Annotated in this window: 17 protein-coding genes; 3 read left to right on the top strand and 14 right to left on the bottom strand. The window is 65.4% G+C overall.

Translation table 11 applies throughout. The features are described from left to right. Positions 1-52: 52 nt before the first annotated feature. The 10 genes from ACRQ5Q_RS00135 to murJ form a co-directional block, all read right to left on the bottom strand. Positions 53-1,048, bottom strand: a complete 996-nt coding sequence (locus ACRQ5Q_RS00135; RefSeq protein WP_439372129.1) for a PhoH family protein — start codon at positions 1,046-1,048, stop codon at positions 53-55. A 64-nt stretch (positions 1,049-1,112) separates the two neighbouring features. After that, positions 1,113-2,507 carry a tRNA (N6-isopentenyl adenosine(37)-C2)-methylthiotransferase MiaB gene (miaB, locus tag ACRQ5Q_RS00130; protein WP_439372127.1) on the bottom strand — a complete coding sequence of 465 codons (1,395 nt, stop codon included), beginning with the start codon at positions 2,505-2,507 and terminating at the stop codon, positions 1,113-1,115. A 183-nt stretch (positions 2,508-2,690) separates the two neighbouring features. Further along, positions 2,691-3,371: an HAD family hydrolase gene (locus ACRQ5Q_RS00125; RefSeq protein ID WP_439372125.1), complete on the bottom strand. Its 681-nt coding sequence runs from the start codon at positions 3,369-3,371 to the stop codon at positions 2,691-2,693. 153 nt (positions 3,372-3,524) lie between these two features. After that, on the bottom strand, positions 3,525-3,980 hold the full coding sequence (locus tag ACRQ5Q_RS00120) for a Fur family transcriptional regulator (RefSeq protein ID WP_060909534.1): 456 nt from the start codon (positions 3,978-3,980) through the stop codon (positions 3,525-3,527). Between the two features lie 39 nt (positions 3,981-4,019). Next, on the bottom strand, positions 4,020-4,505 hold the full coding sequence (gene rimI / locus ACRQ5Q_RS00115) for a ribosomal protein S18-alanine N-acetyltransferase (protein WP_439395461.1): 486 nt from the start codon (positions 4,503-4,505) through the stop codon (positions 4,020-4,022). Next, a complete protein-coding gene (gene tsaB, locus ACRQ5Q_RS00110) occupies positions 4,502-5,194 on the bottom strand; it encodes a tRNA (adenosine(37)-N6)-threonylcarbamoyltransferase complex dimerization subunit type 1 TsaB (protein ID WP_439395460.1) in 693 nt (230 codons plus the stop codon). The genes rimI and tsaB overlap by 4 nt, the downstream gene beginning before the upstream one ends. Positions 5,195-5,282: 88 nt before the next feature. Further along, on the bottom strand, positions 5,283-5,852 hold the full coding sequence (locus tag ACRQ5Q_RS00105) for a NifU family protein (protein WP_439372120.1): 570 nt from the start codon (positions 5,850-5,852) through the stop codon (positions 5,283-5,285). 274 nt (positions 5,853-6,126) lie between these two features. Further along, positions 6,127-6,621: a universal stress protein gene (locus ACRQ5Q_RS00100; protein ID WP_183248316.1), complete on the bottom strand. Its 495-nt coding sequence runs from the start codon at positions 6,619-6,621 to the stop codon at positions 6,127-6,129. A gap of 106 nt (positions 6,622-6,727) precedes the next feature. Continuing rightward, positions 6,728-7,780 carry a tryptophan--tRNA ligase gene (trpS, locus tag ACRQ5Q_RS00095; RefSeq protein ID WP_439395458.1) on the bottom strand — a complete coding sequence of 351 codons (1,053 nt, stop codon included), beginning with the start codon at positions 7,778-7,780 and terminating at the stop codon, positions 6,728-6,730. Between the two features lie 206 nt (positions 7,781-7,986). Beyond that, positions 7,987-9,522, bottom strand: a complete 1,536-nt coding sequence (gene murJ, locus ACRQ5Q_RS00090; protein WP_439395457.1) for a murein biosynthesis integral membrane protein MurJ — start codon at positions 9,520-9,522, stop codon at positions 7,987-7,989. A 124-nt stretch (positions 9,523-9,646) separates the two neighbouring features. On the opposite strand from murJ, the gene ACRQ5Q_RS00085 reads away from it, so the two are divergent. Then, complete coding sequence (locus tag ACRQ5Q_RS00085; RefSeq protein ID WP_439372115.1) at positions 9,647-10,648, top strand: adenosine kinase; 1,002 nt, start codon at positions 9,647-9,649, stop codon at positions 10,646-10,648. 275 nt (positions 10,649-10,923) lie between these two features. Here ACRQ5Q_RS00085 and ACRQ5Q_RS00080 read toward each other — a convergent pair whose 3' ends face one another. Continuing rightward, positions 10,924-12,117 (bottom strand): serine hydrolase domain-containing protein, encoded by a 1,194-nt coding sequence (locus ACRQ5Q_RS00080; RefSeq protein WP_439395456.1) that lies wholly within the window; start codon positions 12,115-12,117, stop codon positions 10,924-10,926. A 337-nt stretch (positions 12,118-12,454) separates the two neighbouring features. Here ACRQ5Q_RS00080 and ACRQ5Q_RS00075 point away from each other — a divergent pair, with 337 nt between their 5' ends. Together ACRQ5Q_RS00075 and ACRQ5Q_RS00070 are read left to right on the top strand one after the other, a co-directional pair. Continuing rightward, complete coding sequence (locus ACRQ5Q_RS00075; RefSeq protein WP_439395454.1) at positions 12,455-12,775, top strand: hypothetical protein; 321 nt, start codon at positions 12,455-12,457, stop codon at positions 12,773-12,775. Between the two features lie 160 nt (positions 12,776-12,935). Then, positions 12,936-14,429 (top strand): NAD-dependent succinate-semialdehyde dehydrogenase, encoded by a 1,494-nt coding sequence (locus ACRQ5Q_RS00070; RefSeq protein ID WP_439395452.1) that lies wholly within the window; start codon positions 12,936-12,938, stop codon positions 14,427-14,429. A gap of 337 nt (positions 14,430-14,766) precedes the next feature. Here the strand turns inward: ACRQ5Q_RS00070 and ACRQ5Q_RS00065 are convergent, their stop codons facing one another. The 3 genes from ACRQ5Q_RS00065 to ACRQ5Q_RS00055 all read right to left on the bottom strand — a co-directional run bounded on the left by ACRQ5Q_RS00065 (position 14,767) and on the right by ACRQ5Q_RS00055 (position 18,185). Continuing rightward, positions 14,767-15,681 carry a phosphoribosylaminoimidazolesuccinocarboxamide synthase gene (locus tag ACRQ5Q_RS00065; RefSeq protein ID WP_439395450.1) on the bottom strand — a complete coding sequence of 305 codons (915 nt, stop codon included), beginning with the start codon at positions 15,679-15,681 and terminating at the stop codon, positions 14,767-14,769. A gap of 72 nt (positions 15,682-15,753) precedes the next feature. Further along, positions 15,754-16,671: a pirin family protein gene (locus tag ACRQ5Q_RS00060; RefSeq protein ID WP_439395448.1), complete on the bottom strand. Its 918-nt coding sequence runs from the start codon at positions 16,669-16,671 to the stop codon at positions 15,754-15,756. 146 nt (positions 16,672-16,817) lie between these two features. Next, a complete protein-coding gene (locus ACRQ5Q_RS00055) occupies positions 16,818-18,185 on the bottom strand; it encodes an MmgE/PrpD family protein (RefSeq protein ID WP_439395446.1) in 1,368 nt (455 codons plus the stop codon). Between the last annotated feature and the right edge of the window lie 72 nt (positions 18,186-18,257).

Raw genomic sequence — 18,257 nt, 5'->3', positions numbered from 1 at the left:
TCGGAACGATCAGGCGCCGCGTTCGCGCCCGTCTGGTCCGGCTGTTGTCCCGTCAGGATTTATCGGTGGCCGGCCGCTGCGGCGAACCTTCATAGGCGGCGACGATCCGCGCCACGAGCTCATGGCGGATCACGTCCTCGGCTTTGAAATGAACTTGGGCAATGCCTTCGACGCCGCTCAACAGGCGCGTTGCCTCGGCAAGACCCGAGGTCTGGCCGTTCGGCAAGTCGATCTGCGAGGGGTCGCCTGTCACGATCATGCGGCTGTTCTCGCCGAGACGCGTCAGGAACATCTTCATCTGCATCGACGTGGTGTTCTGCGCCTCGTCCAGGATGATGGCGGCGTTGGTGAGCGTGCGGCCGCGCATGAAGGCGAGCGGCGCGATCTCGATCTCGCCGGTCTGCAGTGCGCGCTCGACGATGCGCGCGTCCATGAGATCGTAAAGCGCGTCGTAGATCGGGCGGAGATACGGATCGACCTTCTCGCGGAGATCGCCGGGCAGGAAGCCGAGCCGCTCGCCGGCTTCCACCGCCGGGCGCGACAGGATGATCTTGTCGACCTCCTTGCGCTCGAACAGCTGCGCGGCATGCGCGACTGCGAGCCAGGTCTTGCCGGTACCCGCGGGGCCGATGCCGAACACCAGCTCGTGGCGCTTCAGCGCGCGGATGTAGGAGTCCTGCGCGGCGGTGCGTGCGCGCACCGGCCGCTTGCGCAGGTTGATGCTGTCGAAGGTCGATTTGGCCGACTTGGCATCGAACTCGAACAGCGAGCCCTGCGCGATCACGGCGCGGATCGAGCCTTCGACCTCGCCCTGGTCGAGGTCCTGTCCCTTCAGGGCCTGCGCGTAGAGCATCTCCAGCACGCGGCGCGCGGCGTCGCAGCCGTCGCGCGTGCCGCCGATGGTGATGTGGTTGCCCTTGGAATCGACGACGACGCCGAGCCGCCGTTCGATCTGCGCGAGGTGCTGGCCGTAAGGGCCGACCAGGGCGGAAGCGGCGCGGTTGTCGTCGAAATCGATGACGACCTGGGTCTCGGGCGGAACTTGCATGTCGCGATCAAATTTGCGGCTGGGAGCGATAGAAGACGAATCCGATGCGCTTTTTGGCAAGGGTTCAGGCTCCAGTGGCTTGCGATAAAGCGGGCTCGCGCGCGGTGCGCGGTGTCGCGAGCTCGCCGAGGAAGCTGTAGCGCTCGAGGCTGTCGATCCGCACCGGCAGGATTTGTCCGATGATGTCGGGCGAGGCCATCACATGGGCGGGCTGGAGAAAAGCGGTGCGGCCGACGATCTGGCCGTCCTTGCGCGCCGGACGCTCGAACAGCACGTCGACCGTCGAGCCAATCGCGGCCTTGTTGAAGGCCGATTGCTGACTGTCGATCAGTTCCTGGAGCCGCTCCAATCGCTGGTCCATCTCGGCGGGGGACACCGTCTCCTGCATGTCCGCGGCCGGCGTTCCCGGCCGGGCGGAGTATTTGAACGAATACGCCGCAGCGTAGCCGATTTGCGTGACAAGCGCGAGAGTGGCAAGAAAATCTTGCTCGCTTTCGCCGGGGAAGCCGACGATGAAATCTGATGAAAAAGCAATGTCTTGGCGAGCGGTACGGAAACGGTCGATGACACGCCGATAATCATCGGCGGTATGTTTCCGGTTCATGGCGGCGAGAATCCGGTCCGAGCCCGACTGCACCGGCAGGTGCACGAACGGCATCAGGGCACCGAGATCGCGATGGGCTGCAATCAGGCTGTCATCGACGTCGCGGGGGTGGCTGGTCGAATAGCGCAGCCGCGCGATCCCCGGAATTGTCGCCAGATGTTCGAGCAACCGGCCGAGCGGCCAGGTTTTTCCGTCCGGGCCCTCGCCGTGATAGGCGTTGACGTTCTGCCCGATCAGCGTGACCTCGCGCACGCCGTTGTCGGCGAGCCGCTTCACGTCGTCGACGATCTTCGCCACGGGGCGCGAGACTTCCGAGCCCCGCGTATAGGGCACGACGCAGAAGGTGCAGAACTTGTCGCAGCCCTCCTGCACCGTGACGAAGGCGGAAATGCCTCGCGCGCGGATCGCATCGGGCTTCGGCTGGGCCAGGAAGCCGAACTTGTCCTCGGCCGGGAATTCTGTCTCGATCGCGCGGCCTTCGTTGCCGGCGCGCTTCAACAGCTCCGGCAGGTGATGATAGCTCTGCGGTCCGACCACGACATCGACGACCGGCGCTCGGCGCACGATCTCCTCGCCCTCGGCCTGCGCCACGCAGCCGGCAACCGCGATCTGCATCGCGCGGCCCCCGCGCGCGGCCTCGTCCTTGGCGATACGCAGCCGGCCGAGCTCGGAATAGACCTTCTCGGAGGCTTTCTCGCGGATATGGCAGGTGTTGAGGATGACGAGATCGGCATCCTCGGCGCTCGCCGTCTCCACGAATCCTTCCGGAGCCAGCGTATCCACCATGCGCTGGGCATCGTAGACGTTCATCTGGCAGCCATATGATTTGATGTGCAGCTTGCGCGGCGGCGTCATGGAACCCGAAAATGGCGGTGGAGGACGGCCCTGAGATATAGGCTGGAGGGGCGAAAATCCAGCGAATGGGCGGCCATACGGTCATTCCGGCGCGCTCGCGCGCGAGCGAACCCGGAATCCGGACGTTTTTAGGCGAGATTCCCGGGTTCAACGCTGCGCATCGCCCGGAATGACGGCCAGGGGCTAGCCCGCCAGAGCATCCGTCTCGACCCGCCGCACCAGTTCGGGCAATTGCCGCATATCGTCGAAGGTCAGTGCGGCGCCGGCAGACCGCAGCCTTTCGGCATGGCCCGGCGGGCAGTGGCTGCCGCCGTGAAAGCCCAGCACGGTCATCCCGGCGGCGTGCGCGCCGGTCACCCCGGGAACGCTGTCCTCGATCACGAGGCACCGTTCAGGCGCGACCTGCATCTGCGCGGCGGCGAATAGGAACAGATCGGGCGCGGGCTTGCCGCGCGCGACCTGGCTCGCCGAAAAGATGTGAGGGGCGAGCAGGTCGTGGAGCCCGGCGCAGGTCAGGCCGTGATGGATCTTGTCCGGCGTGCCGCTCGATGCCACGCATCTCGGCAAATCGATCGCGGCGATCGCCGCGGCGACATGGGTGATCGGCTGCAGATCGCTGGCGTAGAATTGCAGCGTGGCGGCATTGACTTGGCTTTCCAGATCGTCGGGAAGACTGCGGCCGATTTCCTGTTCGACCATCCGCCGCGCGTCCTTCTCCGACACCCCGAGAAAGCGGACCAACACCTGCTCCGACGTGATCGGGTAGCCGTGCCGGGTCAGCACGTCGGCATGCGCGCGGCAGGAGATCACCTCGCTGTCCACCAGCACGCCGTCGCAATCGAAGATGATGAGATCGATGGGCATTCAGTTTGCGGTGAGCTTGAAATGATCTGGCGCGAAGCGCGGGGTGAGGGGATCAGCTCTCTCGGGGACCTGAGTCCCCTCACCCGATTTGCTTCGCAAATCGACCTCTCGCCAACGGGAGAGGTGAAGAGAGCTCGCCGAAAGATCCGTTCATCAATTCGTGGGCTTGTCGTCGTCGAGCGGGACGCAATAGAGCTCGAGCCGGTGATCGACCAGCTTGTAGCCGAGCTTGCGGGCGATCTCCGCCTGCAGCTTCTCGATCTCTTCGGAGGTGAACTCGATCACCTTGCCGTCGCGCAGATTGATGAGGTGATCGTGGTGGCTGTCGCGCATCGTCTCATAGCGCGCACGTCCCTCGCGAAAATCATGGCGTTCGATGATACCAGCGTCCTCGAACAGCTTGACGGTGCGATACACGGTCGAGATCGAGATCTTGTCGTCGACGGCAACGCAGCGCCGGTACAATTCCTCCACATCGGGATGATCGACCGCCTCCGCGAGCACGCGGGCGATGACGCGGCGCTGCTCGGTCATGCGCATGCCGGTGGCGGCACAGCGCGCCTCGATGCCGGACGCCTTGGATGCGGAAGAAGGTTTCAGTGCGGTCATGATTTGTCTGCCTGACGGGGCGCTTTCTGCCATCGAATGTTACGACAAGTCACGTCGCATCAGAAGGGCGTTCAATTGTTCCCCGTTCGGCTGCTTATAGTAGCGTTCGCGGCGTCCGACCACCATGAATCCGGCCCGGTCGTAGAGTCGCCGCGCCGGCTGGTTATTTTCCTCAACTTCGAGAAATATCGTGCGCACGCCGCGCCCCGCGAGATGGCCGAGATGGGTCATCAGCAGCGTGCGAGACAGGCCGCGGCCGCGATAGGCCTGGTCGACCGCGACCGAGAGGATCTCCGCCTCGTCCGCGCCGATCCGCGAGACGGCAAAGCCGATGATCTTGCGGCCGAGGCGTAACCGATGCACGAGCGTGTTGCGCTCGCTGATCATGCTCTCGAACTCGCTTTCGCCCCAGCCATGCGCGAAGGAGGCGCCATGAAGCTGCGCCAGCCGTGCGGCGTCGCGCAAGGAAACCGGCTCGACGGCTGCCGTGCCGCCGCGCCACCATTCCGACAGCCATCCCATCATGAGCTCGCGGCTTGTGCGAGCGACGGCGTTGCGGCCGGTTTTGCGTCGGGCGCCTTCAGATAGAACGGCCGCGCCGGGGTCGTCTCGGGGTCGGCGGCGGCGCCGAGCCAAGCGACCCAGCCGATGTCGGGCGCGGGCTGCGCGTCGACCGCGACCGGAGGCGGCAGATCCTTCGGCCAGCGATCGGCGAGAATGTTTGCGGCATTGCCGACCAGATGCGGCGCGCCGAATTGCGAGGCTGCGATCGCATCATCGACGGGCGCGATACCCGGCCGCACCAATTGGCTACCGTCGCCGGCGACGATCTGGAAATAGACGTGATCATGCCGCGCATCGATCGCGGAGATCACCGGCACCGTGCCGCTCTGGCCGACGATGGTGGCGGCATAGGCCGACAGCGTCGTCAGCCCGACCGCCGGCCGTTTCGCCGCAAGCGCAAGGCCGCGTGCTGCCGAGATGCCGACGCGCAGGCCGGTGAAGCTGCCGGGGCCGACCGTGACGGCGATGCGATCGAGCGAGGTGAAGGCGAGATTGGCTGACTGCATCACGCGCGCGATCATCGGCATCAGGGCCTCGGCGTGACCGCGCTTCATGAGCAGCGTTTCTTGTGCGAGGAGCTCGTCGGCGTCGGTGTCGAGCACGGCCGCCGCGCACGCCTCGAGCGCAGTATCGATGGCAAGGATCAGCATGAAAGAGCGAATGGCGAGTGGTGAATGGCGAATAGTCTAGCCGATCGGAATGCCATTCGCCATTCGCTACTCGCCATTCGCTGATCGATCACATCGGACGGACTTCGACCACGTCGGGCACGAAGTGCTTGAGCAGGTTCTGGATACCGTGCTGGAGCGTCGCGGTCGATGACGGGCAGCCGGAGCAGGCGCCCTTCATGTTGAGATAGACGATGCCGTCCTTGAAGCCGCGAAAGGTGATGTCGCCGCCATCATTGGCGACCGCCGGCCGCACGCGGGTCTCGATCAGATCCTTGATCATGTCGACCGTCTCGGCATCGGCCTCGTCGAAGAACTCGTCCTCGTCGTCGAGATCGACATCGCGCTGCGCCTCGCCGCCGGCGAGCAGCGGCGCACCGGACATGTAGTGCTCCATGATGGCGCCGAGAATCGCGGGCTTGAGCTGCTGCCATTCACCGCTCGCCTTGGTCACGGTGATGAAGTCCGATCCGTAGAACACGCCGGTGACGCCGGGCACGTCGAACAGCTTCTCGGCCAGCGGCGACCGCGCAGCCGATTCGCGGCTGGCAAATTCCATCGGGCTGCCGTCGACCACGACGCGGCCGGGAATGAATTTCAGCGTGGCGGGGTTGGGGGTGGCTTCGGTTTGAATGAACATGGTTTTCTCCAGACGTCGCCGGTTCAAGGCCGGCGCGTGCTCTATCACCTAGCAGATGGCGACGGGGAACGCACGGTCAAGGGGGCGGCAGAGAGTTTCGCTGTTATGTCAGCGGGTTAGGTGCTTCCTTCCCCTCGTCCCGCCTGCAGGGGGAAGGTTGGGGTGAGGGGAGTCTCCGCGGGGACGGTGAAAGTTGGACGCGGGGAGGCTCCCCCTCACCCGGATCGCTTCGCGATCCGACCTCTCCTGCAAGCGGGGCGAGGTGAAGAGCGAGCTACGACAGCGAATCCACGCTTTGGTCGCTCAGCGCGCCCGAAATGATCGTCACCGGCACCGGGAACGTGCCGAGCTCATGCGCGAGCAGCGAGACCAGCGGTCCCGGACCCTCTGCCCCCGGATTGGCGGCGAGCACCAGCATGGCGATATCAGGGTCCTCGTCGATCACGGCCAGCAGCTGTTCCATCGCGGCGCCTTCGCGGATCACCCGTTCCGGCGTGATCGCGGCGATGCCGTTGGCTCTCCCGGCGGCGCGGTCGAGCGCGGCCTCCGCCGCCTCCTGCGCCTCGGCGCGCATGATGTCGGCGACCCCGAGCCATTCCTGCGTCTGCTCCTCGGGCTCGATGATGCGCAGCATCACGACGCCGCCGCCGGCACGGATCGCCCAGCGGCTGGCGTAATAGACCGCGCGATCCCATTCGGCGCTGTCGTCGACGACGACGAGGCATTTGGGCTTGTGACCCGGCTCGAAGCAAAGTCGCTTGCTGGTCATGCATGTCCCGGAATGTGCACGGGTAGCATGCTGCCATACTCCCGCAATGTTTGGGAGAGGCGAACGAGCCGGCGCCGTGGCGCCGGCCGCTCTTGCGAAGCGCGCCCTAGCGCCGGCGGATGAAGCCGACGATGTCCTTCGAGAGCTTCATGGTCTCGTCGGCGATGGCGCGGGCCCGGTCCGAACCCTCGTTCAGGATCGTGTCGATATGGCCGGGGTCGGCGACGAGGCGCTTCATCTCGCCGGCGATCGGCGCGAGTTTTGTCACGCACAGCTCCGCCAGCGCATTCTTGAAGCTGGAGAACTGGCCGCCGCCGAAATCGCGCAGCACGTCGGCCTTGGAGCGGCCGGAGAGCGCGGCGAAGATGCCGACGAGATTGTCGGCCTCGGGGCGCGCTTCCAGGCCCTTCTCTTCCGTCGGCAGCGGCTCCGGATCGGTCTTCGCCTTGCGGATCTTCTGCGCGATGGTGTCGGCATCGTCGGTGAGGTTGATGCGCGAATTGTCGGAGGCATCCGATTTCGACATCTTCTTGGTACCGTCGCGCAGGCTCATCACGCGCGTCGCCGGGCCCGTGATCAAGGGTTCCGGCAGCGGGAAGAACAGGCCGTCATTGGTGCCCTGCGCGCGAATGGAGTCGCCGAAGTCGTTATTGAACTTCTGCGCGATGTCGCGCGAGAGCTCGAGATGCTGCTTCTGGTCCTCGCCCACGGGAACGTGGGTCGCGCGGTACAGCAGGATGTCGGCCGCCATCAGCACGGGATAGTCGAACAGGCCCACGGAGGCATTCTCGCGGTCCTTGCCGGCCTTCTCCTTGAACTGGGTCATGCGGCCGAGCCAGCCCATGCGCGCGACGCAGTTGAAGATCCAGGCGAGTTCGGCGTGTCCCGAGACCTGGCTCTGGTTGAACACGATGTGCTTCTTCGGATCGATGCCCGCGGCGATGAACGCCGCCGTCACCTCGCGGGTGTTGCGCGCGAGCTCGGCCGGTCCGCCCCAGACGTCCACGCCCTGTGTGATCGCGTGCATGTCGACGACGCAATAGATGCAGTTGTGGGTTTCCTGCATCTTCACGAAGTTGACGATGGCGCCGAGGTAGTTGCCGAGGTGCAGATTGCCCGTCGGCTGGACGCCCGAAAAGACCCGTTCAACGAATGGCATGGTCAGCCTTCCCAAAGCTATTTGGCCGTCGTTTCCAACAGCGGCGCTGCTCCGTCAAGGGTAATTCCACCTCTCCCCATAGGGAGAGGTCGCGCCGAAGGCGCGGGTGAGGGGTTAGATTCTATCGTTGGACCAAGCCCCTCACCCGATTTGCTGCGCAAATCGACCTCTCCCGATGCGAGAGGTGAAGGGCGGCGGCGAACGCTCTAATGTGTGGCCCGCCTCAAGGCGGCAGCCGCCTCGCGCCAGGAGGCGGCGCCGAGGGTTTGCAGCAGCAGGCCATAGATCGCGATTCCGGCCCCGATCTGCACGCCCAGCACGATGAAGCGGATCAGGCCATGCGCTTCGGCAGGCATCAGATCCGCGGACAACCAGAGCAGGACGCCCATGGCGGCCGCGGCGAGCACGATCCGCGGCAGCCGTTTTCGCGCGGCATCGTCCACCGAGAAGCCGAATTCGCTCGTGCCCTTCCGGAGCAGCGAGATCGCGCTGCTCCAGGCGCCGGCCGCGATGCTCGCCGCGATCCCGCTGGCGCCGAAGACATGGCCGAGCAGAACGGCGAGCGCGACCGCAACCACAAAGCCTTTGGCCGTGGCGAGCAGCGGCGTCATCGTGTCGCTGCGGGCATAGAACGCCGGCGACAGCGCCTTGATCAGCACGTGGGCCGGCAGGCCCAGCGCCAGCCACATCAACGCATGCGCAGTTGCCGTGCTGTCGTCCGCGCCGAAGGCGCCGTGCTCGAACAGCAGCCGCACGATCGGCTCGGCCAGCACGATGAGGCCGAGCGTCGCCGGGAGCGCCAGCCCGGTCGCAAGCTCCAGCGCCCGCGATTCCGCCTGCGCCACCGCCTCGCGGTCGCCGCTGGTGACGGCGCGCGTCAGCTCCGGCACCAGCACCGTACCCATGGCGACGCCAACGATGCCGAGCGGCAGCTCGATCAGGCGGTTGGCGAAATAGAGCCATGACACCGCGGACGGCGTGGCGGACGCGATGATCGCGCCCGCGACCATCAGCCATTGCGGCCCCGAGCTTGCGATCATGCCGGGAATGGCCCTGGCGAAGAAGCCGCGCATCTCCTCGTCGAAGCTCACGCGCAACGGTGTCGCGAGATTCGCACTGCGCTGCGAGACCAGCATCAATAGTTGCAGCAGGCCGGCGATGCCGACGGTGGCCGCCAGCATCCATGCCGCGAAGGTCGCATCAGTATGTCCGCCGAGGAGCGCGGCGATCGCAGCGATCAACGCGATATTGAACAGCAGCGGCGAGAATGAGGTGAGGGCAAAACGTCCCTGCGCGTTGAGCAGTCCCATCAGCACCGTGACGGGCCCGGCGAAGGCGAGATAGGGCAGCATCAACCGCGCGTTCGCGACGGCGAGATCGAGCGTGCCGCTGCCGAGAAAGCCCGGTGCGATGATCGTGATGATCAGGGGCATCACCAGCGCTATGACGGCCGAGATCGCGATCAGGACCGCGCTCACCGTTGCCAGCACGCGGCCCGCGAAGGCAGATGCAGCCTGCTCGCCATCGCGGTCACGGACGCGCAGCCAGGCCGGGATCAGCGCCGCATTCAGTGCCCCCTCGCTGAGCAGCCGCCGCACCACGTTGACGAGCTGGAACGCCGCCAGGAACGCATCCGCCACCGCGCCGGTGCCCAGCAGTGCGGCAATCATGGAATCGCGCGCAAAGCCGAGCAGCCGCGAGGCCAGTGTTCCCGTCGAAACTGTCAGGAAGGAGCGGATCATCGAGCGTACATAATACCGTTGCTTGCCCGGGCAGGGCCGGTCGTGATAGGCCGCGAGCCGGATTCAGGCCGACAGGAAGCGGATTTCCGCAGGGATCGCAATCCGCCAAACAGGATCAAGGTGAATGGCTGACGTGAAATATGACGTTCTCGGGATCGGCAACGCGCTGTTCGACGTGCTGGTCAGGACCGACGAAGCCTTCTTGGCCAAGCACGGCATGACCAAGGGCAGCATGTCGCTGATCGACGAGGCGCGGGCTGCGGCCATTTACGAGGACATGGGGCCCGCCACGGAAGTCTCGGGGGGATCTGCCGCCAACACCATCGTCGGCATCGGCAGCCTTGGCGCCAGCGCCGCCTATGTCGGCAAGGTCAAGGATGACCAGATCGGCAAGCTCTATGTCCACGACATCCGCGCCGCCGGCGTCTCCTTCAACACGCCCCCCGCGACCGACGGTCCCGCCACCGGCTGCTCCTACATCCTCGTCACCGATGACGGCGAGCGCACCATGAACACCTACCTCGGCGCCGCGCAGGATCTGTCGCCCGCCGATATCGATCCGGCCGAGATCGCTTCCGCCGGCATCGTCTATCTCGAAGGTTATCTCTGGGACCCGAGGAACGCCAAGGATGCTTTCGTCAAGGCGGCCAAGATTGCGCATGATGCCAAGCGCAAGGTGGCGCTGACGCTGTCGGATTCCTTCTGCGTCGATCGCTATCGCGACGAGTTTCTCTCGTTGATGCGGGGCGGCACCGTCGACATCGTCTTCGCCAACGAGTCCGAGCTGCACTCGCTCTACATGACCTCGGATTTCGACACCGCGCTGAAGCAGCTGCGCAACGACGTCAATCTCGGCGTCGTCACCCGCAGCGAGAAGGGCTGCATGGTGGTGTCGTCGGAAGACGCCGTCGCAGCGCCCGCCTTTCCGGTCGACAAGGTCGTCGACACCACTGGAGCCGGCGACCTTTTCGCCGCGGGCTTCCTCTATGGTCTCGCGCGCAATCTTGCCTACAAGCAGTGCGGCGAGCTCGGCGCACTCGCGGCCGCCGAAGTGATCCAGCACATCGGCGCCCGCCCGCTTGTGTCGCTGAAAGAGCTCGCCGGCCAGCGCGGGCTGACGGTTTAGTCCTCACTCTCTCCGCCGTCATTGCGAGCGAAGCGAAGCAGTCCAGAATCCCTCCGCGGAGACAGACTGGATTGCTTCGCTACGCTCGCAATGACGATGTGGATGCAGATGCGCGCCTCGTCCTCCGCTGTCATCGCCCGGCTTGACCGGACGATCCAGCATCTCAGAGACGCCAATGGAATACGGTGCGGCCGCGGCGTACTGGATTCCCCGCTCCAGTGCGCAATTGCGCACAAGGCGGGGAATGACAGTTTTCCTGTAGCGAGATCAGCCTCTCACGCCGCCTTCTGCCCGCTCCCCGCATCGAGTCCGGCATAGACCCCACGCTCGAATCCCGTGAAGGCCTCGATGCACTTGGCGTCGACGAACGGCAGCACCTGCATCAGGATCACGCCCGAAACATCGCGCGCAGGGTCGATCCAGAAATAGGTGTTCGCGAGACCGGCCCAGGCGAGGCTGCCGGCGCTGCGGCCTTCCGGCGTCTTGGCGGTATTGATCAGGAAGGACAGCCCCCACTTCTTCACGATGTCGGGGAAGAGATCGACATCGTTGGTGTACATGGGCGCAACCGTCGTCATCTTGCCAATGGTGAGATCGCCGATGTGATTCTGGCCCATCAGCGCGACCGTCTCGGGCTTCAGCACCTGGTTGCCGTTGCCGCGGCCCTTGTTGAGGATCATCTGGGTGAACTTGATGTAGTCGCCGGCCGTGCCGTAAAGGCCGCCGCCACCCATGCAAAATTCCGGATTCTGCTCGATCTCGAACGGGATCGGCGCCAGCGATCCATCCTCGCCGCGCGCATGGGTGGCGACCAGCCGCTGGCGCATGGTGTCGGTGATCTTGAAGCCGGTGTCGCTCATGCCGAGCGGGGTGAAGAGATTGTCGCGCAAGTAGGCATCGAGCCGCTTGCCGCTGACGGCTTCCACTGCCTTGCCGACGAAGTCGATGTTGATGCCATATTCCCAGCGCGTGCCCGGATCAGACATGATCGGCGTCTTCAGCGCGATGTCCTGGCAGGAGAAGATGTTCGGGGTTCCGGTCTTCTCCAGATAGAGCGCGAGATCGCCGTTCCACACGTTGTAGGCAAAACCGGCGGTGTGGGTCATGAGCTGGCGCAGCGTGATCGCGCCCCTGGCCGGGCGCAGCTTCGGCTCGCCCTTCGCGTCAAAGCCTTCAAGCACCTGCGGCTTGGCGAGATCGGGCAGCAACTCGCCGATCGGCGCATCCAGCGACAGCTTGCCCTGCTCGACCAGCTGCATCGCGCCTGCCGTTGTCACCGCCTTCGTCATCGAGGCGATCCAGAACACGCTGTCCAGCGTCATCGCATCGGGCTTGGAGAGGTCGCGCTTGCCGAACGCGCCCTGATACAGCACGTCATTCCCGCTCGCGGCGATCGCGACCACGCCGGGAATCTCCTTGGCATCGCTGGTCTTGCGCAGAATCTCGTCGATCTGGGCCTGGCTTTGCATGCGCGTTTCCTCCGGTTTGATTATCGTTGGAAGTGATCGATTGTCCTCCCGGAGGTCCTGCGCGGCAAGCGCCTCAACCTTCACCCTGGTCGCGATGTCGTGACTTGACGGGCCGCGCCCCACGCAGGACGAGAAGGCGGCTGGACGGCAACACTCCATCACAATCTGCGGTGGATGACCGCAACGAGCCGTGATGGGTCGCGGGGATATGTTTCGCGTGTTTGGAAGCACCTGAAACATTTTGTGCGTTGCGACGTTCATCACTCGGTCAATCGACGGCCGACGTTAAGACTCGATGCAAATTTGGCGGCCGGCTCCCGGCCGCGGGGGACCTCAAATGATTTCGACCTGGAGCGAATGGAAGCGCTATCCCCGTCCCGGACGGGGCGACAACCTCGAGGCGCCGATCTCGCCCGGCATTTATGAGGTGCGTGTTGCCGGCACCGGCGCACTCTATTCCTTCGGCGCGGTCGACAATCTGGCGCAGGCGCTGGCGCTGCTGCCGGTCGGCTCGAAGAGCTGGTTCGGCCGCCGCGACACCACCGACGTTCCCGATCTCGAATACCGGACGTGCGCAACGTCCTCGAAGGCCGCCGCGAAGGCGGCTGCCGAGCGCATGATCGGACGGCGTGAGACCTATATGAGCGGCGCTGCGTAATTGCTTCCGCGATCGCGATGCCAATCTCTCACCGCTGGGAGAGGTAAAGGACTCGCCGCCCCGAGTTTAGCTCCCATCAGCTGTGCGTTGCGCGGCGGTGCATTGTGCGGCGCCTGTCCCTATATACGGGGCCAATCCGATCGCCCTCAGGGAGAATGCCATGACCCCGACCGCCGCCGCCCGCGCCACGCAAGCCACCGCCACCCTGCGCGATCGGCTCAAGGACCCCTCGCTGCTGAAGGAGGCCTGCTACATCGATGGCGCCTGGGTCGGTACGCCGGTCTTCGCGGTGAACAATCCCGCCACTGGCGTCGAGCTCGCAAAGGTGCCGCAGCTTGGTGCGGCCGAGACCACCAAAGCGGTTGAAGCCGCCGAGCGCGCCTTTCCGGCCTGGGCCAAGCACACCGCCAAGCAGCGCTCCAACATCCTGCGCAAATGGTTCGAGCTCATCACCGCCAACCGTGAGGACCTCGCTCTGATCCTTACCTCCGAGCAGGGCAAGCCGCTGTCCGAGGCGCTCGGTGAGGTCGACATCGGCGCCGCCTATATCGAGTTCTTCGCCGAGGAGGCTCGCCGCGTCTATGGCGAGACCATTCCGAGCCAGCGCCCCGATGCGCGCCTGCTCGCGATCAAGCAGCCGATCGGCGTCTGCGGCGCGATCACGCCGTGGAATTTCCCGAACTCGATGATCACGCGAAAAGTCTCGCCGGCGCTGGCGGCCGGCTGCACCGTGGTGCTCAAGCCCGCCAACGAGACCCCGCTGTCGGCGCTGGCGCTCGCCGTGCTCGCCGAGAAGGCCGGCATCCCCAAGGGCGTGCTCAACATCATCACCGGTGATGCGCCGCCGATCGGCAAGGTGCTGTGCGAGCATCCGGCGGTTCGCTTCGTCGGCTTCACCGGCTCGACCGCGGTCGGCAAGATCCTCTATCAGCAGGCTTCCGTGGGCGTGAAGCGGCTCGGCCTCGAGCTCGGTGGCAACGCGCCCTTCGTTGTGTTCGACGACGCGGACATCGACGCCGCGGTCGAGGGCGCCATCGTCTCGAAGTATCGCAACATGGGCCAGACCTGCGTCTGCGCCAACCGCATCTACGCTCAGGACAAGATCTACGACGAGTTCGTTCAGAAGCTGTCGAAGAAGGTCGCGGCGATGAAGATCGGCGACGGCACCGAGAGCGGCGTCACGCAGGGGCCGCTGATCAACATGAAGGCGGTCGACAAGGTCGAGCGGCACATCGCGGATGCCGTGAAGCGCGGTGCCAAGGTCGTGACCGGCGGCAAGCGCAGCGAGCTCGGACGCTCCTTCTTCGAGCCGACCGTGCTCGCCGATGTCAAGCCGGACTCGCTGGTGTCCCAGGAGGAGACCTTCGGTCCACTCGCGCCTGTCATCCGCTTCAAGGACGAAGCCGACGTCATCGCGATGTGCAACGCCTCGCCGTTCGGTCTCGCCTCCTACTTCTACTCCCGCGATCTCGGCCGGGTCTGGCGCGTCGCCGAAGCGCTGGAATCAGGCATGGTCGGCGTCAACACCGGCCTGATCACCACGGAAGTCGCGCCCTTCGGCGGCGTCAAGGAAAGCGGCCTGGGGCGCGAAGGCTCGCGTCACGGCATGGAAGAATATGTCGAGATCAAATACGTGATGATGGCGGGCGTCTAACCGGCGGGAGGAGGCTCGAAAGCCGCCTCCCGCTCCCGCGGCTGCGACTTTACTGACATCGATACATCCGGGGCGCCGGGAGCTATTGTCCCAACGCCCCGCAATGGGTCACGCCAACTGCCTCATCATGGGGCTTGGTCGCGCAAACCCCTTTCGTCCAGGACCACATGTTGAGGTTGACGCGAGGCTTCATGCCCAGCGTTCGCCGGTAAGACGAGGAGCACGGACCCCTCCACGTCATTGCGAGCGTAGCGAAGCAATTCAGACTATTTCCGCGGCGACAGTCTGGATTGCTTCGCCGTGCTCGCAATGACGGAGCGCGCGGCAACTGTCGGGCTTAAAGCTTCAGCTCCGTCCCCGTCACCCGCCGATACGCTTCCAGATACCGCTTGCTGGTCGCCTCCACCACGCTCGCCGGCAGCGGCGGCGGCGGGGCGTCGCCGTTCCAGCGGCCGGCGCGGCGCTCGACATCGAGATAGTCGCGTAAGGGTTGCTTGTCGAAGCTCGCCTGCGGCTGGCCGGGCTTGTAGGCATCGACCGCCCAGAAGCGCGACGAATCCGGCGTCATCACCTCGTCGATCAGGATGATGCGGCCGTCCTTGTCGCGGCCGAACTCGAACTTGGTGTCGGCGATGATGATGCCCTGCTCGCGGGCGAGCTCCTCGCCGAGCGTGTAGATCGCGCGCGTCATGCTCTCCAGCGTGTAGGCGACCTCGTCGCCGACCACTTGGCGCATCTTGGCAATGGTGATGTTCTCGTCGTGACCGGTCTCGGCCTTGGTCGCCGGGCTGAAGATCGCAGGCTCCAGCTTCTCGCTTTCGACGAGGCCCGCCTTCAGCTTCTCGCCCGCGAGCGTGCCTGAGGCCGCATATTCCTTCCAGGCCGAGCCCGAGAGATAGCCACGGATCACGCATTCGATCGGAAACACGGTGGTGCGCTTGCACAGCATGGCGCGGCCGAGAATGTCGGCACGGTGCGGCTCCAACGCAGGCACGGCCGCGATGATCTCGTCGGTGTCGGCGCTGATCATGTGATGCGGCACCACGCCTTCGAGCTTGCCAAACCAGAACGCACTGATTTGCGTCAGCACCGCGCCCTTCAGCGGAATGGTCTCACCCATCACGACGTCGAAGGCACTGATGCGATCGGTGGTGAGCAGCAGCAGGCGCTCATCGTCGACGGCATAGATATCACGCACCTTGCCGCGCCCGATCTTGGTCAGGGGCAGGTCGCTGGAGAGCATGGCGGTCATCGGCAGATCTTTCGCAGGCGCGGCGTCGGGAGTCCGGACGCACCAAATGGCGCGGCCGGAGACCGGATTAGCCTATTCCGGTAGTGGAATGAACTCATGTTCCTGCGGAACCGGGGCAAAGCGGCCGGTTTTCCAGTCCTGCTTGGCCTGCTCGATCCGCTCCTTGCTGGAGGAGACGAAATTCCACCAGATGTGGCGCGGGCCTTCCAAAGCATCGCCGCCGAGAAACATCATCCGCGTCGCTTTGAGCGCCTTCACGGTGATGCGGTCGCCGGGCCGGAAGATCAGCAGCCGCGGCCCCTCATAGCGTTCGCTCGCAATCTCGACCTCGCCGTCGACGAGATAGATCGCGCGCTCCTCATGGTCGGGGTCGAGCGGCACGCTCGCGCCTGCCGCGGCCGTGACCTCGGTGTAGAACCAGGGCGAGACCATCGACACCGGCGAGGCGATGCCGAAGGACGAGCCCGCGATCACCCGCGCGGTGAAATCGCGCTCGGAAATCATCGGCAGATCGCCCGCGGCGTAATGCTGGAACGACGGTGCGACCTCTTCCGATCCCGCCGGCAACGCGATCCAGCTTTGCAGGCCCAGCATCTTCTGGCCCGAGGCGCGCTGCGCGTCCGGCGTGCGCTCGGAATGCGCGATGCCGCGCCCAGCCGTCATCAAATTCATCGCGCCGGGCGCGATCTCCTGGACGTTGCCCTCGCTGTCGCGATGCATGATCGCACCGTCGAACAGATAGGTGACGGTGGCAAGCCCGATATGCGGATGCGGCCGCACGTCCATGCCCTTGCCGGAGACGAACTGCACCGGGCCGAAATGATCGAAGAAGATGAAGGGCCCCACCATCTGCCGCTTGCCATGCGGCAGCGCGCGGCGCACCGCAAAGCCGTCGCCGAGGTCGCGCGTGCGCGGCACGATGACGAGGTCGAGCGCGTCGCAGGATTTGGGATCGCCGAGCACGGGATCGTTGTCGGGCATCCAGCTCATGGGTAGGCTCCTTCTGGGCTCTCTTGGTCGCGACGGTAGCAGAATTTCGCATCGCCGTCGCGACAAAGCCCGTGCGGCTCGGCGCTCCGCGGATCCACCCTCTCCCACAAGGGGCGAGGGTGCACCGCCTTCGTGGCGATAATTTACTACCTCCCCAGCTCGGTCGCCTTCGCCACGCGGTCGAACCGCTCCAGCGTCATGATCGCGTCGGCGAACTTCTCCGCCCGCGCGTTCAGCACCGGGCGGGCCAGCGTCAAAAACTTCTGCTGCATCGCCTGCGTGTCCGGAAACGAATTCGGCTCCCCGGACGGATCGGCATAGAGCCGCTCATGCACGCCGTCATCCGTGGTGATGCTGACGCGCGCGCCGAACGGATGGGTGCGGCCGATCTCGAGGCGGTCGTCCTGCACCACGTCGAACTTGTCGGCGAGCGCATCGATGGCGGCATCGCCGAGGCGGTTGTAGTCGTCCCAGCCGAACGAGCCTTGGTCGAGCGCGAGCGCGCCGGTGAAGAACATCGAGAACTGGCCGCCGACGATCGAGCGCGGGTGGCGCTTGGTCGCGGCATCGCCGGTCAAGGTGATGCCGTTGCGGTGCAGGCCGATCTCGACGCGCTTGACCTGGTCGGGCGTCAGGTTGTGCTCGCGCCGCATCGCGATCAGCGCGTCGATCGCGGCATGGGTGTAGCGGCAGCTCGGATAGGGTTTTACGCCGATCTTCATCGTCTCGTAGGTCTTGCCGAGCTCGGCGACAGCCTTGTCCGGATGTGCATCGTCGGTGTAGCCGGCGAGCAGGCCGTGCTTGCCCTCGACCGATTCGGTCGCGCCGACGAAATCGTTGCGCGCCAGCGTCGCGGCGATCACGCCGTTCATCGCGGCGGCGCCGACCTGGTAGCGCTTGTTCCAGGCGCCGTTCATCAGGAATTGCAGCGAGCCCGCAGCCTGGCTGCCGGAGACGCCGAACGAGGCGATCAGCTGCTTCTCGCTGAGGCCGAACAGCTTGCCGGCGGCCGCGGCCGCGCCATAGGTGCCGGCGGTCGCGGTCGGGTGGAAGCCGCGCGCATAATGCGAGGTCGGGTCGAGCGCATTGCCGAGCCGGCAGCAGACTTCATAGCCAGCGACGATCGCTGTGAGCACGTCGCGCCCGGAGGCGCCGACCATCTCGCCGACGGCGAAAGCGGCCGGAACCACCGGCGCGCTCGGATGCAGCGAGGAATCGGCGTGGGTGTCGTCGAAGTCGAGTGAATGGCCGAGCGCGCCGTTGAGGAGAGCCGCGACCGCCGGCGTCCAGGTCTTGGTGTCGCCGAACACGGTGGAGTCGCCCCTGGTGTCGAGCGCCAGCGCCTCCAGCATCTTCAGCATCGACGCGGTCGATTCCGCCTCGTGTCGGGCCCGGATCGCGCTGCCGAGGAAGTCCAGCGTCAGCACTTTTGCCCGCTCCAGCACCTGCGCCGGAATATCCTGGTATTTCAGGTTGAAGACGTAGGCGGCGAGCGTTGCGGTTTCGTGGGCCATCGTGTTTCCTCGTTTTGGCCGGCAAGTTAGGCGGGCTGATCTGGCCTTTCAAGCAACCTTGCGGCCGCGGGC

Origin of the sequence: Bradyrhizobium sp. PMVTL-01, from assembly GCF_051861855.1 — a bacterium.
GTDB lineage: Bacteria > Pseudomonadota > Alphaproteobacteria > Rhizobiales > Xanthobacteraceae > Bradyrhizobium.
The sequence above is the reverse complement of the archived record's forward strand: the minus strand, read 5'-3'. Positions and strand labels throughout refer to the sequence as shown.